The 24,110-nt window shown below is 72.0% G+C and carries 19 protein-coding genes and 2 pseudogenes; 13 read left to right on the forward strand and 8 right to left on the reverse strand.

Annotated elements, in window-relative coordinates:
- Nucleotides 1–26 precede the first annotated feature (26 nt).
- Nucleotides 27–236 (reverse strand): hypothetical protein, encoded by a 210-nt coding sequence (locus P3T37_RS04840; protein WP_280722155.1) that lies wholly within the window; start codon nucleotides 234–236, stop codon nucleotides 27–29.
- A 72-nt stretch (nucleotides 237–308) separates the two neighbouring features.
- Nucleotides 309–3,458, reverse strand: coding sequence for a type 2 lanthipeptide synthetase LanM family protein (locus P3T37_RS04845; protein WP_280722156.1), 3,150 nt, complete (start codon nucleotides 3,456–3,458; stop codon nucleotides 309–311).
- Between the two features lie 158 nt (nucleotides 3,459–3,616).
- On the opposite strand from P3T37_RS04845, the gene P3T37_RS04850 reads away from it, so the two are divergent.
- A complete protein-coding gene (locus tag P3T37_RS04850; protein ID WP_280722157.1) occupies nucleotides 3,617–4,411 on the forward strand; it encodes an AfsR/SARP family transcriptional regulator in 795 nt (264 codons plus the stop codon).
- Between the two features lie 8 nt (nucleotides 4,412–4,419).
- Here P3T37_RS04850 and P3T37_RS04855 read toward each other — a convergent pair whose 3' ends face one another.
- Nucleotides 4,420–6,942 (reverse strand): lanthionine synthetase LanC family protein, encoded by a 2,523-nt coding sequence (locus P3T37_RS04855; RefSeq protein ID WP_280722158.1) that lies wholly within the window; start codon nucleotides 6,940–6,942, stop codon nucleotides 4,420–4,422.
- Nucleotides 6,943–7,285: 343 nt separating this feature from the next.
- Between P3T37_RS04855 and P3T37_RS04860 the strand changes: the two genes are divergently transcribed.
- The 10 genes from P3T37_RS04860 (at nucleotide 7,286) to P3T37_RS04905 (ending at nucleotide 18,765) form a co-directional block, all read left to right on the forward strand.
- A complete protein-coding gene (locus tag P3T37_RS04860) occupies nucleotides 7,286–7,804 on the forward strand; it encodes a hypothetical protein (RefSeq protein ID WP_280722159.1) in 519 nt (172 codons plus the stop codon).
- 128 nt (nucleotides 7,805–7,932) lie between these two features.
- Entirely contained in the window at nucleotides 7,933–9,336 is a 1,404-nt protein-coding gene (locus P3T37_RS04865; protein ID WP_280722160.1) for a folylpolyglutamate synthase/dihydrofolate synthase family protein, read from the forward strand.
- A 2-nt stretch (nucleotides 9,337–9,338) separates the two neighbouring features.
- On the forward strand, nucleotides 9,339–9,680 hold the full coding sequence (locus tag P3T37_RS04870) for a DUF4233 domain-containing protein (RefSeq protein WP_280722466.1): 342 nt from the start codon (nucleotides 9,339–9,341) through the stop codon (nucleotides 9,678–9,680).
- Nucleotides 9,681–9,787: 107 nt separating this feature from the next.
- Nucleotides 9,788–10,201 carry a nucleoside-diphosphate kinase gene (gene ndk / locus P3T37_RS04875; protein ID WP_280722161.1) on the forward strand — a complete coding sequence of 138 codons (414 nt, stop codon included), beginning with the start codon at nucleotides 9,788–9,790 and terminating at the stop codon, nucleotides 10,199–10,201.
- Nucleotides 10,202–10,571: 370 nt separating this feature from the next.
- Nucleotides 10,572–11,597, forward strand: a complete 1,026-nt coding sequence (locus P3T37_RS04880) for a rod shape-determining protein (protein ID WP_035807056.1) — start codon at nucleotides 10,572–10,574, stop codon at nucleotides 11,595–11,597.
- A gap of 54 nt (nucleotides 11,598–11,651) precedes the next feature.
- Nucleotides 11,652–12,614, forward strand: a complete 963-nt coding sequence (gene mreC, locus P3T37_RS04885; RefSeq protein WP_280722162.1) for a rod shape-determining protein MreC — start codon at nucleotides 11,652–11,654, stop codon at nucleotides 12,612–12,614.
- Between the two features lie 3 nt (nucleotides 12,615–12,617).
- Nucleotides 12,618–13,238 (forward strand): rod shape-determining protein MreD, encoded by a 621-nt coding sequence (gene mreD, locus P3T37_RS04890; protein ID WP_280722163.1) that lies wholly within the window; start codon nucleotides 12,618–12,620, stop codon nucleotides 13,236–13,238.
- 40 nt (nucleotides 13,239–13,278) lie between these two features.
- On the forward strand, nucleotides 13,279–15,483 hold the full coding sequence (gene mrdA, locus P3T37_RS04895; protein WP_280722164.1) for a penicillin-binding protein 2: 2,205 nt from the start codon (nucleotides 13,279–13,281) through the stop codon (nucleotides 15,481–15,483).
- Nucleotides 15,480–16,682 (forward strand): rod shape-determining protein RodA, encoded by a 1,203-nt coding sequence (gene rodA / locus P3T37_RS04900; RefSeq protein ID WP_280722165.1) that lies wholly within the window; start codon nucleotides 15,480–15,482, stop codon nucleotides 16,680–16,682. The genes mrdA and rodA overlap by 4 nt, the downstream gene beginning before the upstream one ends.
- Nucleotides 16,683–16,806: 124 nt before the next feature.
- Nucleotides 16,807–18,765: a TIGR03960 family B12-binding radical SAM protein gene (locus P3T37_RS04905; protein WP_280722166.1), complete on the forward strand. Its 1,959-nt coding sequence runs from the start codon at nucleotides 16,807–16,809 to the stop codon at nucleotides 18,763–18,765.
- Nucleotides 18,766–18,971: 206 nt separating this feature from the next.
- Here P3T37_RS04905 and P3T37_RS04910 read toward each other — a convergent pair whose 3' ends face one another.
- Both P3T37_RS04910 and P3T37_RS04915 read right to left on the reverse strand, forming a co-directional pair.
- Nucleotides 18,972–19,784: a polysaccharide deacetylase family protein gene (locus P3T37_RS04910; RefSeq protein ID WP_280722167.1), complete on the reverse strand. Its 813-nt coding sequence runs from the start codon at nucleotides 19,782–19,784 to the stop codon at nucleotides 18,972–18,974.
- 78 nt (nucleotides 19,785–19,862) lie between these two features.
- Nucleotides 19,863–19,982, reverse strand: a pseudogene (locus P3T37_RS04915) (transcriptional regulator); the annotation flags it as partial.
- 39 nt (nucleotides 19,983–20,021) lie between these two features.
- Here P3T37_RS04915 and P3T37_RS04920 point away from each other — a divergent pair.
- On the forward strand, nucleotides 20,022–20,648 hold the full coding sequence (locus P3T37_RS04920) for a hypothetical protein (RefSeq protein WP_280722168.1): 627 nt from the start codon (nucleotides 20,022–20,024) through the stop codon (nucleotides 20,646–20,648).
- 592 nt (nucleotides 20,649–21,240) lie between these two features.
- Here the strand turns inward: P3T37_RS04920 and P3T37_RS04925 are convergent.
- Nucleotides 21,241–21,459 carry a hypothetical protein gene (locus tag P3T37_RS04925; RefSeq protein WP_280722169.1) on the reverse strand — a complete coding sequence of 73 codons (219 nt, stop codon included), beginning with the start codon at nucleotides 21,457–21,459 and terminating at the stop codon, nucleotides 21,241–21,243.
- Between the two features lie 33 nt (nucleotides 21,460–21,492).
- Between P3T37_RS04925 and P3T37_RS04930 the strand changes: the two are divergent.
- Nucleotides 21,493–21,908 (forward strand): annotated as a pseudogene (locus P3T37_RS04930) (IS701 family transposase); the annotation flags it as partial.
- 256 nt (nucleotides 21,909–22,164) lie between these two features.
- Here the strand turns inward: P3T37_RS04930 and P3T37_RS04935 are convergent.
- Nucleotides 22,165–22,977 carry a hypothetical protein gene (locus P3T37_RS04935; RefSeq protein WP_280722170.1) on the reverse strand — a complete coding sequence of 271 codons (813 nt, stop codon included), beginning with the start codon at nucleotides 22,975–22,977 and terminating at the stop codon, nucleotides 22,165–22,167.
- Nucleotides 22,974–23,636, reverse strand: a complete 663-nt coding sequence (locus P3T37_RS04940) for an RNA polymerase sigma factor (protein ID WP_280722467.1) — start codon at nucleotides 23,634–23,636, stop codon at nucleotides 22,974–22,976. Before P3T37_RS04940 ends, P3T37_RS04935 begins: the two co-directional genes overlap by 4 nt.
- Nucleotides 23,637–24,110 lie beyond the last annotated feature (474 nt).

The raw sequence follows: 24,110 nt of genomic DNA on the forward strand, positions 1-24,110 counted from the left end.
CTTCTCCGCGGACGCCGCACTGTCCGTCAGGCGGGGCCCGAGACGCTGGTCACGGTCATCTGACTCGCGAACAGGGCCGCCCCCGCGGCCAGTCCGCCAAGTCCCGTCAGCAGCGCGGCCCGGCGCAGTGCGCGGGTGCTCTCGCCGGCCCTGATCTCCCCGGACGGGTGGTCGGTGACCGCGGCCTCGCGGGCCTCGGGGTCCTTCCAGAACCTGACCAGTTCGTCGTTCTCCATTGCACGTCCTCCTGTTGGGCGGTCGCGGCGGGTGGGCCGCGATCTCTGCGGAGCGGCGCGGGGTCGCGTCGCTCAGCTGTTCGGTGGCTGCAGAAGCAGTACCGAGGGTATCCGGGAGCCGAATCCGAGCCGCAGCAGCCCGTGTCCGATACCGGCCAGGCCGGTCAGCAGCCCAGGGCTGCTCACCCCGCCGGGGGTGCCGCAGCGCGGGCCGAAGCGGTCGAGCGCGGCCAGCAGGGCGCCGGCCCGGGCGACGGCGGGTCCGGCCAGACCGGGCCCGCCGCCCGAGGCGGTCAGCAGCAGTTCGAGCCGGCCCGACTCGCCGTGGCACAGGCTGTGGTCGGGCAGCGGGTCCAGTGCGGCGAGCCCGGCCGTGGCGCCGGCCAGCCGGGTGACCAGCTCGGGGTCGGCCAGGGCGGCGCCGCTGTCGGCCAGCGCCAGGGCGGTGCCGGTCAGACCGTTGCACCAGCCGGGATCGTCCGCCACCCCGCGCATGATCCCGCGGGTCAGCCGGTGCAGGCCGGCCTCGGTGTAGGCCGGGCCGCCGCCCGCCTCGGCGAAGCGCAGCAGGGCCCAGCCGACGCCGGCCGCGCCGTCGGCGAAGCCGTCGGGTATCGGCTCGTCGGCCGGGCGGGCGAGCAGCTGCCGGGCGCAGACCTCGGCGGTGTCGGCGGCCTGGGTCAGCCCGGTCGCCCGGTGGACGGCGAGCATCGCGGCGAGGGAGCCGGCCAGGCCGGTCAGCACCCCGGCGTCGGGGGCGGCGCCGCCGTCCCGGTGGCTGTCCTGGTCGAGCCGGACGCCGAGCGCGGTGAGCCGGACCGCCTCCGCGGCCCAGTCGGCGATCTCCCGGTCCGCCAGCAGGCCGGCCAGATGGCTGAGGGCGTAGGCGATGCCGCCCAGCCCCTCGAAGCCGCCGCAGCCGACGGCCGACAGGTGCTCGGGGTGCGCGGCGAGCGCGGCCAGCACCTCGGGGATCGGGCGCAGCGCCCGGCGGGCCACCGCCGCGTACCGCTCGGTCCCGGTCAGGTCGGCCAGTTGGGCGAGGAAGAGCGCCGTGCCGCAGTAGCCGCCGGCCAGGCCCGCGCCCTGCGGCAGGATCGCCCAGTGCTGCTGCTCGATCGCTTCCAGGGTCAGCCAGTTGACCCGGCGCTGGTCGTCGTGGGCGCCGGCCAGGATCTGGTCGGCGATGCCGCAGGCGGCGGCCAGCAGGTGTTCGGGATCGGGGACGACCGCGTCCCGGTGGCCCGGCAGCGGGGTGCCGGGCCGGTGGCCGTTGCCGGTGCTGCGGGTGGCGAGGGCGGCCCGGATGATCCACTCCTGGTCGTAGCGGTCGGTCCGGCCCATCTCGCCCAGTCGGCGGGTGACCCGGTCGAGGCCGCTCTCGGCGTAGCCGGCGCCGGTGCGGCGGCCGGCGATGCTCGGCGTGCTCGCCGCCGGGTGCCCGGTCAGCAGCGGGATGTCGCCGGCCCACAGCTCGTCCAACTCGGCGGAGACCAGCGGCCAGCGGGCCGGGTCGCCGGCCGACTCGCGCCACAGCAGGTCGAGCAGCCGGTCCCGGTCGAGGGCGTCGCGCAGGACGTCGGGGTGGGTCGACTCGTCCAGGAGCGCGGAGTAGAGCCGGGTGTTGCGGGCCACCACTCGGGTCCGGTCCTGCGTGAAGCGGGACAGCAGGCCGTCCGGGCCGGTGAGTTCGCGGCGGTGGGCGGTGATCGCGTCGTAGCCGGCCCGGAATCCGGCGAGCAGCGACTCGGTGTGCGCGGCCGGGTCGGCGTCGCGGCCGTCCAGCCTGGGGCGGTTGGCGGCGCCGGCGAACACCGCGGGCCTGCGGACCAGTTGCATCTCGTCGGTGGCCGGCGCCACCCAGCCCACGGCGTCGACCGGCAGCGGCGCGCCCTTGTCGCCGCCGAGGCCGGAGACGTCCCAGCTGCCGCGCTCGCCGACCAGCAGGTGCGGCAGCAGCGCTATCCGGTACACCGAGGACTCCAGGGCCCGCAGCGCCGGGTCGGCCGCCAGCTGTTCGGGCAGCGCGAGGACCGGGTGGAAGAGCGTCTCCAGGTCCACCAGCACCGGCTGGTCCGCGCAGGCGACCAGGTTCTCGTGGTGGATGTCCGTGCCGCCGAGGGTGTGCAGCAGGGCGAGCAGCGCGCCGAGGCGGTGGTAGAACAGCTCGACCTGGGCGGCCTGTTCGCAGGGTTCGGCGGCGGCGAACTCCGCCCAGCCGTAGTCGGCCCGCTCCAGGACCGCCAGGGTGCGCAGCCCGAGCCCGGGCAGCCGGGCGTTGAGCCAGCGGACGGCGTCGTTGAAGTGCCCGTGCACGCCGAGCGGGCGCGGCTTGTAGACCAGCCGGGCGCCGGACGCGAAGTCCAGCAGGGCCACCGCGCGGCCGCGTTGGTGGCTGTCCCCGATGCCCGCATCGATCCCGGTCAGCCGTCCGGGGCGGGCGCCCAGCAGGCCTTCGCGGACCAGCGCGTCGCGGTCGGCGCACAGCCGGGTCAGCAGCTCCGTCCAGGCAGCCACGGCGTGTTCGCAGGTCTGCGCCAACAGCCGGGCCAGTACGGCGTATTCGGTGAGCAGCGCGGTCAGTCCAGCCTGCTCGGAGGACTGCCGGACGAAGTCGGCGAAGCGCTCCTCGGGGGTCTGCCCGGCCAGCCGGCCGGTCACCCGCAGGACGTTCAGTTCGAGCACCAGGGTGCGCCGGGCGAGCCGGACCAGCGCCGCGGCCAACCGCTCGGTGAAGCAGGCGCGGACCGCCCGCAGGTCGGCTGTCCGCTGGGCGCCGGCCCGGTGCGCGGCGGCCAGCAGCCGGTCGGCGGCCTCCTCGGTGAACGGCGCCAGGACGGTGGCGAAGCCCTCGTCCCAACTGCGGCAGGGCGCCGGGGCCTCCACCCGGTCGGGGGCGGCGGCGAGCACCCGGTCGGCCGACCGGGCCCACCCGGGCCGGTCGATCCGCGCGGCCAGCGCCGCCGGGTCCTCGTCCAGCAGCGCGCGCAGCCCGTCCTCGGCCAGTCCCGCCGCGGCCAGCCGGGCCTCGAACAGGCCCGCCTCGGCGGCGAAGTCCTCCCGCCAGCGCGCCAGTCGGTGGTCGGCCCGGCGCTGCCCGGCCGGCAGGTCGGCGGGCCGCCCGGTCGCCGGTCCGCCCAGCCGTTCGGCGAGCGCCACCCCTCTGGTCCACCAGGGCAGCGGCTGCTCCCGCTCGTTGTCGGACGCCCCCGCGATGTTCATGGTCGACAGGATGTCACCGATGCATTGGGACGACATGGGGGTCGGCCCCCAGGTTCCTGCCGTCGCGGCGCCGGTGTACGGCCGGTGCCGGTACGCCGGGGTGAATCTGGGGGCCGGACCCCATGGGAAGCCGGTCGAGTGGGATTCAAGCTCGGGGTATGAATCCGAACGTGGCAGAGGTGGGCATCAACGTGCTGGGACCGGTCGAGGCGACGGTCCGCGGCACCAGGGCACCACTGGGCGGGCGTCGTCCCAAGGCCGTGCTGGTGGCGCTGCTGCTGGCGCACGGCAGGCTGGTCGGCGAGGAGCAGATCATCGACGCGGTCTGGGAGGGCCACCCGCCGGACAAGCCGCGGCAGACCCTGCACACCTACGTCGCGGACCTGCGGCGCGCGCTGGAGCCGGACCGCCGGGCCCGTCAGCAGTCCACCGTGCTGGTGCGGCACGCCGCCGGCTACGCGCTGGCCGTGCAGTCCGAGGCGGTGGACACCCACCGGTTCGTCACGCTGGCCGCGTCGGCCGCCGCGGCCTCCGCCGCCGGCCGCCCGGACGAGGCGCTGGCCTGCGCCGACCAGGCGCTCGACCTGTGGACCGGCCCGCCGTTCGCCGAACTCTCCGACGCCCGCTTCGTACGCGCCGAGATCTCCCGGCTGGTGGAGTGGCGCTCGCTGGTGCGCGAGGTCCGGGTCGCGGCCTGCCTGGCGCTCGGCGACCACCGGCTCACCCTGGTCGAGAGCGAGCGGCTGACCACCGACTACCCGCTGCGGGAGTCGGGTTGGGCGCTGCGCGCGCTGGCGCTCTACCGCTGCGGCCGGCAGGGCGAGGCGCTCGGCGCCCTGCGGGACGCTCGGCGCGTGCTGCGCGACGAACTCGGGGTCGACCCCGGGCCCGAACTCACCTCCCTCACCGGCCGAGTCCTCGCGCACGACCCCGGCCTGCAGTGGCGCGCTTAGAAGGGTGTTCACGGCAGCAGCCCGTCGACCACGAAGTTGAAGTTGCTGCGCCCGCCCGGGCGTGCGGTGCGCAGCCGGTCCAGGAAGAGCGCGACGCCGATCGAGCCGGTGGCGAGGTCGGTGCTCTCGCGCAGCGCCCGGCCGCCGGGGAACACCACCCCCTCCGCCCGGTCGATCCGGCTCAGCAGCACGCCCTCGGCGACCCGTCGCGCCTCGGCGAACCAGCGCTCCTCGCCCAGTAGTTCGCCGGCGTCCAGCAGCACGTTGCCGAGGCCGGACAGGCCGTGGAACAGCCCCGGCACGACGCTGTACTTGCGGGCCGCGTCGGCCAGCAGCTCCGGCACCAGCGCGGCCAGCTCCGGTTCGGGGCGCACCACCAGGTAGCGCAGCGCGGCGGTGGCGACCCCGGCGGTGCCGACCTCCCAGCAGCTGCCCGGCAGGCCGTCGTCCTCGCCGCCGTAGCCGTCCGCCCGGACGCCCCGGTGCAGGTCGAACGCCAGTGCCGCGCGGCCGAGTTCGTACCAGCGCTGCTCGCCGGTGGCCAGGTGCAGATAGAGCAGGAACAGCGCGATCCCGGCGGAGCCGTGGCCGTAGCCGACCTGGCCGCCCGGTACGGCCCAGCGGGCGCCGCGGGCGTCGCGCAGGCAGTCCGCCGCGAGCGCCGCACCGGCCGCCCGGGCGTCGTCGAGCAGCCGCCCGACGCCCTGCCGGTGCCAGAGCCGCAGGCAGGCCAGGCCGTATCCGGCGCTGCCGTGCAGCACGCCCGGTACGGCGAACCGCAGCGGGTGCTCGCGGGTGCGGTCCAGCAGGCCGAGCGCGGCCTGCGGGCGGTCCAGTTCGTCCAGCACCCAGGCGAGGCCGGCCTGGCCGAGGTACAGCCCGGCCGGGTAGCTGGACGGATCGACGTCCCTGGCCATCGCCCAGCCGAGCTGGGTGGCGGGGACCGACCCGCGCAGCCGGTGTATGCCGTAGAGCACGCCCAGCGCGCCGTGCGCGACCGAGAGCGGGTTGGTCTCGAACACCGCCGCGTCGGCCGGGTACAGCCGGTCCTCACGGCGGGGGTCGGCGAGCTCGACGGCGTAGTCGACCACCTTCTCGGCGGCCTCGGCCAGGTCGGCGTCGCGCAGGCCGGGCAACCGTTCGGGGGAGCGGTACCGCTCGGCGGCCGGCCGGGCCAGCGGCACCGGCTCGGACCACAGCGGGTGGCTCTCGAAGGGCAGTTCGTCGATCCGCCGGATCACCTGCGGACCGCTGATCCGGCTGTCCTCGGCCGTCAGGTCGTCGATCAGGTCCACCAACTCGGCGGGCAGCGCCAGGTCGTAGGCCAGCTCCGCGAGGAACCGGCTGAGCGCGGGTCGGTGGAATCCGGTGCTGTCGCCGACCGCCATCACCGAGCTGAAGATCAGCGCGCCGAGTGCGTGCCAGTCGCCCGCCCGGTCGTACCGTCCGATCGCCGCCAGCCGCGGGCTGGCCAGGCCCGGGGTGTGCAGGTCCAGATGCGCGTCCAGACCCTCGCGCACGCCGGTCTCCAGCCGGACGACGGTGGCCGTGCCGGTGTCCGGGTCGACGCACACACCCGTGCCGCACAGGTCGCCCAGCAGGATGCCGCGCTGGTGGGCGGTCGAGACCGCCTCGGCGAGCCGCCGCCACAGACCGCGCAGGCCCAGGAAGTACGAGCGCACCGAGGCGGGTTCCAGGTCGAGGGTGACCAGCGGGTTGGTCCGCAGGCAGTGCCGCCCGAACGGCGTTCCGTGCGGCCGCTCGCGGACCAGTACCGCCCGGTCGCGGGCGTGGAAGAACTCCACCGGCCGGGCGAAGAGCCCGGTGTCGGCCAGCTCGCCGAGCAGCTGGTACTCCTTCTCCAGCACCTCGGCCGCGGGCCGGCCGGGGCTGCCGACCAGCAGGCCGGGACGGGCCTCCTTGCGCACCACGTCCCGCCCGCTCGGCTCACCGGTCGCATCCGTCCGGGCCCGCTGCGGCTCGGCGGGCCCGCGCCGCCCGTCCGGTCCGACCGCCGGTGCCGGGGCGAAGTCGCCGTAGCGGTAGCAGAGCGCGGTCGAGCCGGGCCAGCGCCGCTGTGACCGCAACTGCGGCCCGCTGCGGCCCCGCAGCGCGTCGGCCAGTCCGAAGCCGACGGCCCGGAACTGCTCCCCGTCCACCGGGTGGACGGTGATCAGCCCGGCGTCGGCGGCCGGCCAGGAGGCGGCGCCGTTGGCCAGCCGCACACAGAACGGGTCGACCAGGAACGCGAACGGCGCACCGGCCGCGCAGAGCACCGGCAGCGCCAGGCGCAGGACGTCCGTACTCTCCTCGGGAAGTGAGGTGACGGACAGTTCCCAGCCCTGGCCCGGCGCACCGGCTCCCGGCGGCCTCACCGTCGACCACAGGCCGTGCCTCCTGGTGCGCCAGCCGTCCGGCAGGACGGATCGCAGCACCGCCAGGTGTTCGTCGCCGGGCAGGTAGCGGCTGGGGGACTCGTACCAGCGCCGGTCGACGAGCGTGTAGGACTGCGGGTGCTCCCAGGAGGTCATCGGCGAAATCCGTTCGGGCGGGCGGGGGCCGGGGAAGGTGGCCCCCGACTGCCGAACGCCGTGGTGCCGGATCGGCAGCCGGGGCAGTAGTGCACCACCGGCCACTGGGGAACCACTGAGAACGCACTGAGTCGCATTCGCTTGATACGGAACCGAATTGCGACCAAACGCGCTGACCGGGTGAATCCCGTTGATCCGTCCCGCGCGCGGGCGGCGATTTCCGTCCGGCCCGTTTCCATTCTTTGCTGCCTTCATCCGGCCAGGTCCGGTGACCTGGGAAGGTGCGACGTATACGGTGTCCTGAAGTTTCGGGTGCTGGCAGAGGTGATGGGGAAGGCAGGGCATGGTGACAGTGCACAAGTTGGCCGGCGAACTTCCTGCGCAGCGAGTGGAGGAGGCCAAGGGGCGGGCCGCGACATTGTTGCTGGCCTTCCGGCACGGCAATCAACTCGCCTTCGACGACGCCCTGGACCGCATCCTGGCGGACCACTCCGAGCGTGAAGTGGTCACGCTGCTGGTCTGGATCGCCGCCGAGGCGGTGCGCAAGGCCTATGCGCCGGAGGTCGGCGACAAGGTGTTGCGCACGCTGGCCCGCCGCGCCCCGGCCGGCCCGATCGGCGTCGCGGTGGACGAGGAGTCCGCCGACGCGGCCCGGCTGATCGAGGCCGTCCAGTGCGGGGAGGTGCTCACCGTGCGGGAGTTGGTCGCCGCGACCGCCGACACCACCTTCCTGCTGGGCGGTCTGCTGCAGGGCGTGGCGATGATGCTGCCGCTGCTTCCCGAGGAGGATGTCCGCGAGGTGGTGGCCGAGTTGAGGGCGCGCCAGGCGGGTGTGCCGGCCGAGCTGGTGGGCACGCCCTGAGCCCGATATCCGCCGGTGATTCCCTTTCACGAGCCTTTACCTTTTCGTGACCAAGGCTGTTCCTTTCCCCGTCCGGCCGCGCCACCCGGCCGCCTGTCCGGCACCCGCCACTCCGTAGACTGGGGCGCGTGAGCAGCAGCGCCGAGCAGAACCCGTACACCGTCCGCCCCAGTAGCGCGGACCCCGCCGACCAGCCGGCGGGGCTTCGCGACATCGAGGCCGAGCTGGCCAAGCGCTGGCCCGAGAACAAGCTCGAACCCTCGCTCGACCGGATCAGCGCGCTGATGGACCTGCTGGGCCAGCCCCAGCGGGCCTACCCGTCGATCCACATCACCGGGACCAACGGCAAGACCTCCACGGCCCGGATGGTGGAGCAGCTGCTGAACGCCTTCGAGCTGCGCACCGGCCGCTACACCAGCCCGCACGTCGAGTCGGTGACCGAGCGGATCACCCTGGACGGCAAGCCGATCAGCGAGCAGGGCTTCGTCGAGGCCTACCGCGACATCGAGCCCTACATCCGGATGGTCGACGAGACCCAGCCGATCCCGCTCTCCTTCTTCGAGGTGCTCACCGCCATGGCGTACGCGGCCTTCGCCGACGCGCCGGTGGACGTCGCCGTGGTCGAGGTCGGCATGGGCGGCAGCTGGGACGCCACCAACGTGATCGACGGCGTGGTCTCGGTGATCACCCCGATCTCGCTGGACCACACCGACAAGCTGGGCGACACCACCGGCCAGATCGCCGTGGAGAAGTCCGGCATCATCAAGCCGGGCGCGCTGGCGGTGGTCTCCCAGCAGCCGCTGGACGCCGCGAAGACGATCCTCGAACACGCCGTCCGGGTGGACGCCACGGTGGCCCGCGAGGGCATGGAGTTCGGGGTGCTGCACCGGGAGATCGCGGTCGGCGGGCAGCTGGTGACGCTGCGCGGTCTGGGCGGTGCCGAGTACGCCGACATCTTCCTGCCGCTGCACGGCGAGCACCAGGCGCACAACGCCTCGCTGGCGCTGGCCGCCGTCGAGGCCTTCTTCGGCATCGGCGCGGCCCGCGAGGGCGGCCTGGACGCCGACAAGGTGCGCCAGGCGCTGGCCGGCGTCAGCTCGCCGGGCCGCCTGGAGGTTGTCCGGCGCAGCCCGACGATCGTGCTGGACGCCGCGCACAACCCGGCCGGCGCCCAGGTGACGGCGGCCGCGATCGGGGAGGCCTTCGCCTTCACCAAGCTGGTCGGCGTGATCGCGACCAGCGGCGACAAGGACGTCTCCGGCGTGCTGGAGGCCTTCGAGCCGATCCTGAGTGAGGTCGTGGTCACCCAGAACTCCACCCACCGCGCGATGGCGGTGGACGCCCTGGCGGCCCAGGCGGTGGAGGTCTTCGGTGAGGACCGGGTGCAGGTCGAACCGAACCTGGCCGACGCCATCGACGCGGCGGTCACCCTCGCCGAGGACAGCGGTGACCTGATCGGCGCCGGCGTCCTGATCACCGGCTCGGTGATCACCGTCGGTGAGGCCCGCCTGCTGCTCGGCCGGAGGGGATGACGGTGCGCACCCTCTGCTCCTCCACCCTGATCGGCGAGGCCCTGCTGATCATGTTCGCCGCGCTGGTCGCGGTGCACCTGTCCAGCGTCTCCGCCGTGAGCATCTGGACCGTCAGCGGCATCGCGATGGTCCTCTGCATCCTGCTCTGCGGCATGATCAACCGCCCGGGCGCGGTGGCGATCGGCTGGGCCCTCCAGCTCGGCCTGATCGCCAGCGGCCTGGTCCTGCCGACCATGTACGGCCTCGGGCTGGTCTTCGCCGGCCTGTGGTGGTGCTCGGTGCACTACGGGCGCAAGATCGACGTCATCAAGGCCCAGCGCGCCGCCGCCACCGCGGCCGCCTGACCGGCACGCGCCGGAGCGGCCCGCACGTCTGTGCGGGCCGCTCACGCAAGGTAGCCTCAGCGGAAGTGGCATACACCATTCCGCCCCGAAACCACTGGAGCCGTACCGTGTCCCAGCGCACTCTCGTCCTGCTCAAGCCCGACGCCGTCCAGCGCGGCCTGGCCGGCGAGATCATCAGCCGGATCGAGCGCAAGGCCGGCTGGCGGCTCGCCGCCGTCGAGCTGCGCACCTTCGACCGCGCGACGCTGGAGCAGCACTACGCCGAGCACCTCGGCCGTCCGTTTTACGAGCCGCTGCTGGAGTTCATGACCTCCGGCCCGTCGATCGCGCTGATCGTCGAGGGTGAGAACGTCATCCCGGGCATCCGCGCGCTGGCCGGCGCCACCGACCCGCTGGCCGCCGGCGCCGGCACGATCCGCGGCGACTACGCGACGATCACCCGCGAGAACCTGATCCACGCCTCCGACTCCGAGGCCTCCGCCGAGCGCGAGATCAAGATCTTCTTCCCCGCGCAGGCCTGAACGAGTCCTGAACGAGTCCTGACGGAGGCTGAGCCGGGGCGCCGACGCACCCCAGCTCAGCCAACCGTGGGAATTTGATCCTCAAATATGGAACTGGGTCGCCCGACACGGCGTCCCAATGCCGGAAGAACCGATCCTCCCGCGCAGAATGGACGGCAGCCGACCCCGCCGACCAGTTCGCCGGGCGTGGCTACGATGGACACAACTCACGGGCCGGACAGGTCTGCTGTGCGGATCCGCGACGCGGATCGCAGGTCGCCGCGCGGGCCCGCAGGCGAGAACACAACCAGCGCGAGCCCAGCCCGCGAGGCCCACTCCCCGCCCATGACATCCAGTTCGGGAAGGCATTCCACACTCCATGGCCAACAATCTGTCGTTCATGGGCCGTGACCTGGCGATCGACCTGGGCACTGCCAACACGCTGGTGTACGTCAGGGGCAAGGGGATCGTCCTGAACGAACCGTCAGTCGTGGCGGTCAACACCAACACCGGCGGGATCCTGGCGGTCGGCTCCGAGGCGAAGAAGATGATCGGGCGCACGCCCGGCAACATCATCGCGATCCGCCCGCTGAAGGACGGCGTGATCGCCGACTTCGAGATCACCCAGCGGATGCTGCGCTACTTCATCCAGAAGATCCACCGCCGCCGCTACCTGGCCCGCCCGCGGGTCGTGGTCTGCGTGCCCAGCGGCATCACCGGAGTCGAGCGCCGGGCCGTGGTCGAGGCCAGCCACCTGGCCGGCGCCCGCCAGGTGCACATCATCGAGGAGCCGATGGCCGCCGCGATCGGCGCCGGCCTGCCGGTCCACGAGCCCACCGGCAACATGGTGGTGGACATCGGCGGCGGCACCACCGAGGTCGCCGTGATCTCGCTCGGCGGCATCGTCACCGCCCAGTCCATCCGGGTGGCCGGCGACGAGCTCGACAACGCGATCGTCCAGCACATCAAGAAGGAGTACTCGCTGCTGCTCGGCGAGCGCAGTGCCGAGCAGATCAAGATGAGCATCGGCTCCGCCTACGGGTCGGAGAACGAGAAGGACGAGCACGCCGAGATCCGCGGCCGCGACCTGGTCAGCGGCCTGCCGAAGACTGTGGTGATCTCCGCCGCCGAGGTCCGCGAGGCCATCGACGAGCCGGTGAACTCCATCATCGACGCCGTCAAGACCACCCTGGACCAGTGCCCGCCGGAGCTGGCGGGCGATGTGATGGACCGTGGCGTGGTGCTCACCGGCGGCGGCGCGCTGCTGCGCGGCCTGGACGAGCGGCTGCGCCGCGAGACCGGCATGCCGATCCACATCGCGGAGAACCCGCTGGACTCGGTGGCGCTCGGCGCCGGCCGCTGCGTCGAGGAGTTCGAGGCCCTGCAGCAGGTACTGGACGCACAGCCGCGTCGTTAGCCCGTCAGAGGGACACCACCGACCCGTACTCCCAGAAGGGGCAGCTCCAGCGTCGTGAGGGACACCCGAGAGAGCCGACTGCTTCTCATCCTGCTGGTGGCCGTCGCCTTCGCCCTGATCACCGTGGACATCAAGGGCGGCGAGAGCTCTCCGCTCAACGGCGCCCGGAAGGCCGCGGCCGGGGTGTTCGGTCCGGTCGAGCGCAGCGCCGCGGGGGCCGTCGACCCGATAGCCCGCACCGTCCGGGCGATCCGTGACTCCGGTACGGAGCAGCAGCGGTTGGACCAGATCGGTGCGGAGAACACCGAGCTGCGCCAGAAGCTCGCCTCCTCCGACACCGCCACCGGCCGTACCAAGCAGCTGGACGACATGCTGCGTACGGCCGGCACCGGCGGCTACACCATCAAGGCCGCCCAGGTGATCGCCATCGGCGCGGCCCAGGCCTTCTCCTGGACCATCACCATCGACGCCGGCAGCGACGACGGGCTGGCCCGGGACATGACGGTGATCAACGGTGAGGGCCTGGTCGGCCGGATCACCACGGTCGCCCCGACCACCTCCACCGTGCTGCTCGCCACCGACCCGGGCTTCACCGCCGGGACCCGGATGGAGGGCAGCGGCGAGATCGGCTTCGCGGCCGGCCAGGGCGCCGGACCGATGAAGGTGCAGCTGCTCAACGGCAAGGCCCAGGTCAAGCCGGGGGACCGGCTGGTCACCTTCGGCTCGCAGAGCGGACGGCCGTTCGTCCCGGGCGTGCCGGTCGGCAAGGTCGTCACGGTGGAGGCCACCCCGGGGGAGCTGACCAAGACCGTGCTGGTCCAGCCGTTCGTCTCGTTCACCCGGCTCGACCTGGTGGGTGTGGTCGTGGTGCCGCCGCGGACCGATCCGCGGGACGCCGTGCTGCCTCCCGTGCCGACCCCGACGGCGCCCCCCGCGCCGGTCGCCCCCGCGGCGCCGGCGTCCGCCGCACCGTCCACGTCGGCGTCCGCGTCCGCCAGCCCGTCAGGGGGGAACTGAGCCATGGCCGTCAGGCGCTTCCTGCTCTCCGCCGTGCTCGTACTGCTCGCCCTGGTGATCCAGGTGAGCGTGCTCGGCCGGCTCCAGCTGCCGGGGGCCACCCCGGACCTGCTGCTGCTCGTGGTCGTCGGCCTCGCGCTGGTGTTCGGGCCGTCCGCCGGCTGCCTGATCGGCTTCGCCGCCGGGCTGCTCGCCGACCTGGCACCGCCGTCCGACCACGCGATCGGCCGGTTCGCCCTGGTGCTCTGCGTGATGGGCTACGCGGCCGGGATGTACCGCGCCGACTCGGGCCGCCGCCGCGGTGTGATGGGCCCGCTGCTGATGGTCGGCGCCGCGGCGGTGGTCTCCACCGTGCTGTACGCGGCGGTGGGCGCGCTGGTCGGCGACACCGCCGCCCGGCACGTCGGCCTGCCGGGCCTGGCCGCCAGCGCCCTGCTGTACGACCTGCTGCTGGCGCCCTTCGTGGTGCCCGCGGTGATGCTGCTGGCCCGCCGGGCCGACCCGGGGGCGGTGGGTGGCGAGATCACCGGCTCGGGGCTCGGCACCATCGCCCGCTACCGGACCACCCGCGAGGTCTCCTCCGGCCCGTCCACCGGCCGCAAGATGCGCGGCCTGAAGTCCTGACCAGCTACCGCACCGCACTCTGCATCGGGGAGTCCCAGACGTGAGCAACATCCCGGAGACCGGCCGGACCCGCCGGGTGACGATCCGTCTGGTGGTGCTGCAGATCCTGGTGCTCTCGCTGCTCGCCACCCTCGGCGGCCGGCTCTGGTACCTGCAGATCCGCAACGGCAGCGAGTACACCGCGCAGGCGTCCAACAACCACATCCGCGAGGTGGTCGACCCGGCCGTCCGCGGCGAGATCCTGGACGCGGACGGCCGGGTGCTGGCCGGCAACCAGACCCAGCTGGTGGTCTCGGTCAGCCGCACCTCGCTGCTCCAGCAGAAGGACCACGGCAAGGCGGCGCTCACCCGGCTCGCCCAAGTCCTCGGGATGAGCCCCACCGACGTCGAGAACAAGGTCCGGCTCTGCGACGCCAAGACCCCGCAGCCCTGCTGGAACGGCTCGCCCTACCAGCCGATCCCGGTGACCAGCCAGGCCACCACGCAGCAGGCGATGCAGATAATGGAACGCCGCGAGGACTTCCCCGGGATCACCGCCCAGCCCACCGCCGTACGCCAGTACCCCGGCCCGGACGGCGCCAACGCCGCGCAGCTGGTCGGCTACCTCTCGCCGGTGACCGACGACGAGGTCAGCAAGTCCCAGGACAAGACCGGCAAGGCCAAGTACCTGGCCTCCGACCAGATCGGCCGGGCCGGCCTCGAATCGGTGTACGACAGCGACCTGCGCGGCACCTCCGGCGTGACCCAGCTGGAGGTGGACAACCTCGGCCGGGTGATCGGCACCGCCGGCGAGACGCCCGCCCAGCCCGGCAACAACGTGGTGACCAGCATCGACGCGCGGGTGCAGAAGACCGTCGAGGACAACCTCGCGCAGGCCATGTCCGACGCCCGCAAGACCTACGACACGGTGACCAGCCAGAACTTCGTGGCCGACTCCGGCGCCGCGCTCGTGATGGACGTGCACACCGGTCAGATCATCGCGATGGCCAGCGCGCCGACCTACGACCCCAACCTGTGGGTCGGCGGCATCTCGGCCAAGGACTACCAGAACCTGACCAGCCAGGACACCAACTACCCGCTGCTCAACCGGGCCATCCAGGGGCAGTCCGCGCCCGGCTCCACCTTCAAGGTGGTCTCCACCAGCGCCGCCGTGCAGGCCGGCTACTCGCTCGACGGCCACTACCCGTGCCCGTCGAGCCTGACCATCGGCGGCCGCGAGTTCAAGAACTTCGAGGGCGAGTCGGCCGGTGACATCTCCTTGGAGAAGGCGCTGGAGATCTCCTGCGACACCGTCTTCTACGGCCTGGCCTACGACCAGTGGCAGAAGGACGGCGGCATCAAGCCCAAGGCCAACCCCGCCGACTGGTTCTACAAGACGGCCCATCAGTTCGGCCTCGGCGCCAAGACCGGCATCGACCTGCCCGGCGAGGTGCCCGGCCGGGTCCCCGACCGCCAGTGGAAGACCGACTTCTTCAACGCCAACCAGGCCGCCTGGTGCAAGCAGGCGGCCGGCGGCGGCACCGACTACGCCACCGAGATCGCCCGCGAGAACTGCGTGGACGGCGCCGTGATGCGCGCCGGTGACTCCGTCAACTACGCCATCGGCCAGGGCGACACACTGGTCACCCCGGTCCAGATGGCGCGGATCTACTCGGCGATCGCCAACGGCGGCACGCTCTACACCCCGACCGTCGCCAAGGCCGTCGTCACCCCCAGCGGCCAGCTGGTCCGCAACATCGCCCCGCACGTGGACGGCAAGCTCCCGGACGACCAGAAGACCCTGCAGTACATCGACCAGGCCACCGCGGGCGTCATCACCAGCGGCACCGCCGCCTGGAAGTTCGCCGGCGCGGGCTGGCCGCAGGACAAGATCCAGCTGCACGCCAAGACCGGCACCGCCGAGGTCTACGGCAAGCAGACCACCTCCTGGCTGACCACCTACAGCAAGGACTACGCGGTCATCATGACGATCAGCCAGGGCGGCACCGGCTCCGGCGGCTCGGGTGACGCGGTCCGCCGGATCTACCAGGCGCTCTACGGCGTGGACGACAAGGGCAACATCGACAGCAGCAAGGCGCTGCTGCCGGCCCCGCAGACCGCGCTGCCCACCTTCAACCCGGACGGCACCGCGATCCTGAAGCAGGCGAGCTTCGCAGCTCCCGCCCCGGCGCCGCTCACCTCCACGGTCTACACCGACCTGCTGGCCGTCGAGCCGTCCCGCGGCCTCGGAAGGAGCCGGGCATGACCTCCTCCTACAGCTCGTACCGCCAGCTCCGGTTCTCCCCCCAGCGCGGGCCGGTGGCCCGGGCGCTGGCCCGGGACGCGCCGCTGCGGCGGCTCGACTGGGTGATAGTGCTGGCCGCGCTGGCCCTGTCGCTGGGCAGCTCGATGCTGGTCTGGTCGGCCACCCGGGGGCGCGACTCGCTCACCCACGGGGACCCGCAGTACTTCCTCTACCGCCACCTCACCAACCTGGTGATCGGGCTGGTGCTCTTCGGCGCGGTCGTCGCCATAGGGCACCACCGGATAAGGGCCGCTGTGCCGGTGCTGTATGCGCTGGCGATGCTGATGCTGATCGCGGTGCTCAGCCCGCTGGGCTCGACCATCAACGGCGCGCACTCCTGGATCCAGTTCGGCGGCGGTTTCTCGGTGCAGCCCGCCGAGTTCGCCAAGCTCGCGATCGTGCTCGGTATGGCGATGGCGCTCTCCTCCCGGGTGGACACCGGGGAGCGGGCCATACCGATCGACCGCAGCGTGGTGCACGCGCTGGTGCTGGCCGGGATGCCGATCTGCATCGTGCTGCTGATGCCCGACCTCGGCTCGGTGATGGTGATGGCCGTGACCGTCCTGGGCATCCTGCTGGCCTCGGGCGCGCCCAACCGCTGGGTCATCGGCCTGATGGTCGCCGGCGGTGCGGGCGCGGCGGCGATCTGGAAGCTCGGGGTGCTGAGCAAGTACCAGATCGACCGCTTCGCCGCCTTCGCCGACCCGGCGCTGGACCCGGCGGGCGTCGGCTACAACACGGCGCAGGCCCGGATCGCGATCGGCTCCGGCGGGCTCACCGGCAAGGGTCTCTTCCACGGGACCCAGACCATGGGCCAGTTCGTCCCCGAGCAGCAGACCGACTTCGTCTTCAGTGTGGCGGGGGAGGAGCTGGGCTTCGTCGGCGGACTGGCGATCATCCTGCTGGTCGGCGTGATCCTCTGGCGCGCCTGCCGGATCGCCCGGCAGGCCGGCGACCTCTACGGCACCATCGTGGCGGCCGGGGTGATCACCTGGTTCGCCTTCCAGTCCTTCGAGAACATCGGCATGACGCTCGGCATCATGCCGGTCGCGGGCATCCCGCTGCCGTTCGTCAGTTACGGCGGCTCGTCGATGTTCGCCGGCTGGATCGCCATCGGGCTGCTCCAGGCGGTGCGCACCCAGCGCCACCTCAAGGCCTGAGCGGTGCTGCCGATACGGCCCGGGCGGTCATCACGACCGTCCGGGCCGTGCTGTGCACCGCGTTATCCTTGAGGGTCAACCGGCTGTTGTCGTCGGCATCCCCTCTTCGCAAAGGTCCTTCTGCATGACTGTTGAATCGGTCTTCCCACGCCTGGAGGCCCTCCTCCCGCACGTCCAGAAGCCGATCCAGTACGTCGGCGGCGAGCTGAACTCGACCGTCAAGGACTGGGACGCCTGCGACGTCCGCTGGGCCCTGATGTACCCCGACGCCTACGAGGTCGGCCTGCCGAACCAGGGCGTCATGATCCTCTACGAGGTGCTCAACGAGCGTGAGGGTGTGCTGGCCGAGCGCACCTACAGCGTCTGGCCGGACCTCGAGGCCCTGATGCGCGAGCACCAGGTCCCGCAGTTCACCGTGGACGCGCACCGCCCCGTCAAGGCCTTCGACGTGTTCGGGCTGAGCTTCTCCACCGAGCTCGGCTACACCAACATGCTCACCGCACTGGACCTCGCGGGCATCCCGCTGGAGGCCGCGGACCGCACCATCGACGACCCGATCGTGCTGGCCGGCGGCCACGCCGCGTTCAACCCCGAGCCGATCGCGGACTTCATCGACTGCGCGGTGGTCGGCGACGGCGAGCAGGCCGTGCTGGACATCACCGAGATCATCCGGGCCTGGAAGGCCGAGGGCCGTCCCGGCGGACGGGACGAGCTGCTGCTGCGCCTGGCCCGGACCGGCGGGGTGTACGTCCCGAAGTTCTACGACGTCGAGTACCTGCCGGACGGCCGGATCGGCCGCGTGGTGCCGAACGCGCCCGGCGTGCCGTGGCGGGTCTCCAAGCACACCGTGATGGACCTGGACGAGTGGCCGTACCCCAAGCAGCCGCTGGTCCCGCTGGCCGAGACGGTGCACGAGCGGATGTCCGTGGAGATCTTCCGCGGCTGCACCCGCGGCTGCCGTTTCTGCCAGGCCGGCATGATCACGCGCCCCGTGCGGGAGCGAAGCATCACCGGTATCGGCGAGATGGTCGAGCGCGGACTCAAGGCGACCGGCTTCGAGGAGGTCGGCCTGCTCTCGCTCTCGTCCGCCGACCACACCGAGATCGGCGAGATCGCCAAGGGCCTGGCCGACCGCTACACCGACGACAAGATCGGGCTCTCGCTGCCCTCCACCCGGGTCGACGCCTTCAACATCGACCTGGCCAACGAGCTGACCCGCAACGGTCGCCGGTCCGGCCTCACCTTCGCCCCCGAGGGCGGCAGTGAGCGGATCCGCAAGGTGATCAACAAGATGGTGTCGGAGGAGGACCTGATCCGCACCGTCGCCGCCGCCTACGGCAACGGCTGGCGCCAGGTGAAGCTGTACTTCATGGTCGGCCTCCCCACCGAGACCGACGAGGACGTGCTGCAGATCGCCGAGATGGCGAAGAACGTCATCCAGAAGGGCCGCGAGGTCACCGGCCAGAACGACATCCGCTGCACGGTGTCGATCGGCGGCTTCGTCCCCAAGCCGCACACCCCCTTCCAGTGGTCCCCGCAGCTCTCCTCCGACGCCACCGACGCCCGGCTCGGCAAGCTGCGCGACGCGATCCGCCAGGACCGCAAGTACGGCAAGAACATCGGTTTCCGCTACCACGACGGCAAGCCCGGCATCGTCGAGGGCCTCCTCTCGCGCGGCGACCGCCGCACCGGGAAGATCATCCGCGCCGTCTACGAGGACGGCGGCCGCTTCGACGGCTGGCGCGAGCACTTCAGCTACGACCGCTGGATGAAGGCCGCCGAGAAGGGCCTGGCCGGCACCGGCGTCGACGTCGACTGGTACACCACCCGCGAGCGCGCCTACGAGGAGGTGCTGCCCTGGGACCACCTGGACAGCGGCCTCGACAAGGACTGGCTGTGGGAGGACTGGCAGGACGCCCTGGAGGAGGTCGAGGTCGACGACTGCCGCTGGACCCCGTGCTTCGACTGCGGCGTGTGTCCGCAGATGGACACCCAGATCCAGATCGGCCCCACCGGCGTCAAGCTGCTGCCGCTGACGGTGGTCAACCAGGGTGCTGACCAGGCAAAAGGCGCTGGGGTATGACCGATGTGCTGGGCGAGGTGAGTGACTTATTTCACTCTCTCTCCGAGGCTGACAGATTCACTCTTCTAGGTGAACTTGGGGTCGATCGGTTGGGGGCTGCCGCCGAGCGGCCTTTCGCCGAGGCTCCGAGAACGCCTCTGCCGGCCCCTCGGATCGCGTCAGACATCGTGAGCTCTATCGAGTGGGTCTGACCGCTCAGCATGCCGCTACCGCCCCCGGATGACCTCCGGGGGCGGTTTGCTGTCGAGCGTCAGCATGGCCCCGGCCGTGAGCGGTGGATGGGCGTCGGGGGTGGTGAAGGCGTAGCCGGCGTCGATCAGTTGCGGCAGGTAGGTACTCAGGGCGGCTACGGTCTGGGAGCGGTCGCCGCCGCTGCCGGGGGCGGGATTGTCGTCGCCACCCTCGGTCCCGTCGTGGTCCAGCACGATGGCCCCGGTGGCGGCACCGGCGAGGACCCGGTTGGCGATGACCTCGGATCCGGGGTTGGCCCAGTCCGTCGGGTCGACCGACCAGGAGATCGGGCGCAGGCCGAGGTCGGCGCAGACGGCCAGGGCGGCGTCGGCGAAGTCGCCGTAGGGGGCGCGGAACAGCGTCGGCGTCCGCCCGCTGATGTCGGTGATGGCGTCCTGGGTGCGTTGGATCTGGTCGCGGACCTCGGCGGCGGGCAGGCCGTCGAGCTCGGGGTGGGACCAGGTGTGGTTTCCCAGCACGTGCCCCTCTGCGACGATCCGGCGCACGACGTCGGGGTACTGCAGGACGTTGTCACCGCACACGAAGAAGGTCGCCTGGACGCCGTGGTCGCGCAGGATGTCCAGCACCTGCGGCGTGTACTGCGGGCTGGGGCCGTCATCGAAGGTGAGGGCCATCACCATGGGACCGGCGTCGACCTCGCTCTCGGGCCTCGGGATCGACCGGGCACGCGCGGCGGCCGACCCAGACGAAGCGCCGAGGCTGAGCAGCGCGATGGCGCCCGTGGCGAGAAAGCGCCGGCGCGGTAGCGAACGGTGGCTCTGTGGCATCGGACCAGTCTGAGCCGCGACGGCCGGGCCCGGTGGTCAGCCGCGCCGGTGCTGCTCCTTGCGGGTGGGCGTTCGTGCTCAGGCGGCCAGTAGCTCGCGCGCTCGCTCGTTGAAGTCGGCGACCAGGGGGTGCCGGCCGACCGGGACCATGCGGCGCTGAAGGTTCTGGACGGCCTCGACGGCACGGGAGGACTGAAGGCCGCCAGGGCACCGATGGGCCACGCTAGTCTTCCGATCATGGCCCTGCGACCTGATGAGTTCTACGACCACGCACGTGCCGCTGCGGATGCTGAGGTTCGGCTTCCGTTGGCACGGATGACCGGCTGGGACATCAGCCCGTTCGAGCCGGACGGACTTCGCGTCGCGCCGCTGCGCCCGCCTGTTCTGCCCGAGCCAGAGCGGCACGGCGAGGACCCGGCGGACTGCAACGTGTGCCGCGCCCGAGACGAAGGCATCTGGTTCAACGACCGCTGGCGACTGGCCCGGATCATGGGCGTCGGTGTGCCGCTGGTGCTGATGCTGTACCCACGCGACCACTACGACATGGCGGATCTGCCCGACGAGCTGGCCGCCGAACTGGGGGTGCTCACCACTCACGTCGTCCGCCACGTGCAGGCGCTGCCGCATATCTCCCGAGCCCACGTCTACCGGATCGGGGACGGAGCCGCACACCTGCACATCTGGTTCTTCGCCCGGCCCGCGGGGCAGGCCCAGCTGTTCGGGTCGTGGATGCCAGTCTGGGACGACCTGCTGCCGGAGTACCCGGCGAACGTGGCCGATGCAGACGCCGCAGCCGTGGCTAACGCATTGGTCGCCTCGTACGGAGGCCGCCGCTCGGCCGCTGGCGAACAGGTGCACGTCTGAGGCCGGCAAGCGATTCATCGTGCTTCCCGACTTCCGCGCGGGCCAGTCCCCTCACTGCGCAGAGACTCAATACGCCTCTGGAGCTGCTCCTGGCCTGGTAGAAGCCAGAGGTCGTTGATGCTCCCCATGCCTCCATACGCGCCAAGGATCCTGTCGATCCCACTCTGGTCCCCAGCAGCAACCTCCCTCTTGGCAAGGTCCATCCACTGAGCCCAGTGCTGGTAGTCGGCTTCGCGAAGCGCAGTCACGAACTCGCCGAGCTTGATCACGAGCCCATGGGGATGTCGGTCATGGGGGCAGTATGCACGCGGGCGGCGGAGCGCTCTTGGTCGGTGTCCTGCCCTGCCTGGGTCGAGCGTGAGCGGGCACTCCTCGGCCGCCGGCCCGCGACCCACCACGTTCACCCCATCGACGGTGCACCCTCGCGCCTGCCCTCATCCCCCTCGGAGAGAGGGCCGGGGGTTGGGGCGGAGCCCCTGCTCCTTCTCGCTGCCGCGCTCGCGCGGCGCCTTGAGCAAGTAGAGAAGATATGCGACAGCCCCCGGGGTGGCCTTCGCGCGGCCGTATCCGGGGGCTGTTGGCGGGGGCGCTGCTAACGGGCGGCCTTGGCGCGTCGGGGGCGTTCGGGGGCCTGCTGGGCGTCGACGGCATAGGTGACTGCGGCACATTCGGCGCCGATGAGGAGGCGCTCCAGGATGAGGGGCTGGTCTTGGGCGCGGTCGATGGTGACGCGGTGGGCGGCCAGGAGGGCGGCTGCTTCGGAGAGTTGGAGGGCGGTGCGTTCGTCCGGCTGGGGGATGCGGGCGCTCACGTTCGGCGACTTCGTCCACGATGACGATGATCCCACCCGCAGGACGCGGTTCCCAGCGCGCCGCCGTGGAGTGGCAACGGCCGCAAGCCCGCCACCCGCTACCGGACCCCTGCCTCCCGCTGCGGGCCCTGGTCGCCGACAGTGGACGCAAGGCGTTCCGCCAGGCCACCTGGCGTCACGGCTCCAAGGGGCCGATGCGCTCCCGCTTTCGGGTACTCACCGTTCGACCGGCGGGCGTCGCGGTCCGCACCTACGCCATGGCGCAGGCCGGCGGAGCGGGAGGCTGGGACGGAGTACTGCCCGAGGCCACCCTGCTCAGCGAGTGGCCCACGGGGCAGAACGCGCCCACCGAGTACTGGCTGACGAGCCTGCCCGCCGACACTCCGACACGGCATCTGGTCCGCCTGGCCAAGATGCGCTGGCGCATCGAGCACGACTACCGCGAAATGACTCTCTACCAAGTCCTCGACCAAATGCAGGACTTGTTGAGCTGCTGGACCGGCACCTGCCACACCTGCCAACGCCCACTTCCCAGAAGCGAGTCCACACACCGCACCCGATTACCTGTTCCAACTTAACGAAGTACTACTAGTTCGGGCGGCTCGAACAGTTCGGGCGTTCGTGCCGGGGCTGGGGCCGGGACCGGGAGCCCCGCCGCCGGACCTCCAAGCGGAGGCAAGGCCGGTGACGGGGCATCGACAGAGGTCAGTGCGTCGGCGTCGGTGTTGGGTACAGGCTGGCCAGTGGGTTGTCGTAGGTCTTGGCGGGCATGCAGTTGGGGGCGGGGCTCTGCATCAGATTGGCCTGGAGTTCGCGGGAGCTGTGCGCCGGGTCGGTCTTGGCCAGCGGCAGGTAGATGAAGAGTTGCAGGTCGGCCGGGATGGCACTGGGGCGGATGGTGAGGACCTGCCGGCCGCCGTCCTGGCTGGCTTCCTCTTCCATGTCCCAGCCGTAGGCCGCCAGCCGGCCCTGTCCGCCGTCCTGGTTCCCCTTGGCCACGGTCTCCGGCGGGTAGGAGGGCATCGTCGGGTCGGGGGCGTGGCAGCCGGGTTCGCCGGCGTAGACGCGGCTGCGGACGCCGGCCCGGTCCAGGTCGCGCTGCAGCTGGGTCGCGTCGACCGGCTTGTAGCCGTCCAGGATGGTGAGTTTGACGAGGTCGTCGCTGCCGCTCTGCAGGGTGTACGCGGCGTTGGTGACGTTCCCCAGCGGCTGGCTCCCGGCGCTGGCGCCGCCGCCGGCAACGACCGGGGCGGGTGCGGGGGAGCGGCCGGCCCCGGTGGTGAGGGTGACCCCGGCGACGGCGACGGCGGCGGCCAGGCCTATCGGGAGTGCCACCCGCAGGGCCAGGGTCCGGCGCTTGGCAGCGCTACGGGAGTGCTCGGTCACGGTGTCCATCAGGTGCTCCTTCAGCAGGAAGTGGCGGTGAGGGGAGAGCTCCGGTGCGGCCGCGGCCGGCAGCAGTCGGGCCAGCTCCTCCCGCTCGGTCTGCTGGGACCGGCCTCGGGGGGTGGCGTTCATCGGATCGTCTCCTTGGTCGACCGGACCGCGAGCGCGCGGTCTCCTGTTACCTGTCCGCAGATGCCGGTGCGTTGCGTACTTTCCGGGGGGCGCGTGCTTTTTGCGGAGCGGGCTGCGGCCAGCTCCTTGGCGGTGAGTTCCCGCAAGCGGCTGCGGGCGCGTGACAGCCGCGAGCGGACCGTTCCGACCGGTTTGCCGAGCGCCTCAGCGGCGGCCGCGTGGTCGAGGCCCTCCCACACGCACAGCGCGAACACCTCCCGCTCGGCCGGGCGCAGCTGCTCCAGCGCGGCCTTCGCGGCGGCGAGCTGCTCGGCGTCGGCGATACGGCCGGTCAGTTCGGCGGCGAAGTCGGGCACGGCCTCGCGCGGCGGCAGTTTGGCGAGTGCCTGCTGGTGACGGCGCGCGGCCCGGCGGGTGTTGCGGATGACGTTGGTGGCGATGCCCAGTAGCCAGGGCCGCAGGCTCTCCCCCTCGGGGTCGACCCGCGCACGCAGGCGCCAGGCCTCCAGGAAGGTCAGTGAGACCACGTCCTCGGCGACGGCCCGGTCCCCGGTCATCCGGACGGCATAGCGGTGCACCGCGCGGGCGTGATCCTCGAAGATCTGCCCGAACGCCACTGAATCCCCGGCTCGCACCCGGGCGCGAATCGATTTGTCCACACCCGTACCTGTCCGACCGCACCCGGCCGTTGCCGTGATCCACGCCACATGCCCGGGTGGGGACCGGCGGCCCTCCTGCCTGGCGGGCCGGCCGGAGCCGGGGTGAACGAGCCGCGCAACCAGCGGCCACAGATGGTCGCACGGTAGCGCGGCACCTAGGCGAGTAGATCCGAAGTTCCGGCCAGACAGGCCAAAGTCCGGCATTGCATCTAGGGCCCTGATGTGCACCCGGGGAGCCAGCTGCTTGGGGATCTTGGTTCGGGTGACTTCGCACTTGATGCCCACCCGGATGAGGTCGGCGGCCGTGGCCTCCATACCTCCGGCTTCCCACCGCTGGCGGAACCTCTCGCCGTTGTGGGCGTTCACCCAGCGGTCCTGCGTCGTCTCCGGGTCGATCTTCTCAAGATCGGCGATGAGGGTTTCCAAGGTCTGCTCGGCCTGCTCCCTGGTGAAGCGGGACTTCGCGAACCGGCC

The sequence above is a fragment of the Kitasatospora sp. MAA4 genome (assembly GCF_029893355.1).
Lineage (GTDB): Bacteria > Actinomycetota > Actinomycetes > Streptomycetales > Streptomycetaceae > Kitasatospora.

Excerpts from the sequence above, each read along its gene's own strand:
- P3T37_RS04840 (WP_280722155.1), bottom strand. The coding sequence starts at position 236 with ATGGAGAACGACGAACTGGTCAGGTTCTGGAAGGACCCCGAGGCCCGC.
- P3T37_RS04845 (WP_280722156.1), bottom strand. The coding sequence starts at position 3,458 with ATGAACATCGCGGGGGCGTCCGACAACGAGCGGGAGCAGCCGCTGCCC.
- P3T37_RS04850 (WP_280722157.1), top strand. The coding sequence starts at position 3,617 with ATGAATCCGAACGTGGCAGAGGTGGGCATCAACGTGCTGGGACCGGTC.
- P3T37_RS04855 (WP_280722158.1), bottom strand. The coding sequence starts at position 6,942 with ATGACCTCCTGGGAGCACCCGCAGTCCTACACGCTCGTCGACCGGCGC.
- P3T37_RS04860 (WP_280722159.1), top strand. The coding sequence starts at position 7,286 with ATGGTGACAGTGCACAAGTTGGCCGGCGAACTTCCTGCGCAGCGAGTG.
- mreD (WP_280722163.1), top strand. The coding sequence starts at position 12,618 with ATGGCCGTCAGGCGCTTCCTGCTCTCCGCCGTGCTCGTACTGCTCGCC.
- rodA (WP_280722165.1), top strand. The coding sequence starts at position 15,480 with ATGACCTCCTCCTACAGCTCGTACCGCCAGCTCCGGTTCTCCCCCCAG.
- P3T37_RS04905 (WP_280722166.1), top strand. The coding sequence starts at position 16,807 with ATGACTGTTGAATCGGTCTTCCCACGCCTGGAGGCCCTCCTCCCGCAC.
- P3T37_RS04910 (WP_280722167.1), bottom strand. The coding sequence starts at position 19,784 with ATGCCACAGAGCCACCGTTCGCTACCGCGCCGGCGCTTTCTCGCCACG.
- P3T37_RS04920 (WP_280722168.1), top strand. The coding sequence starts at position 20,022 with ATGGCCCTGCGACCTGATGAGTTCTACGACCACGCACGTGCCGCTGCG.
- P3T37_RS04935 (WP_280722170.1), bottom strand. The coding sequence starts at position 22,977 with ATGAACGCCACCCCCCGAGGCCGGTCCCAGCAGACCGAGCGGGAGGAG.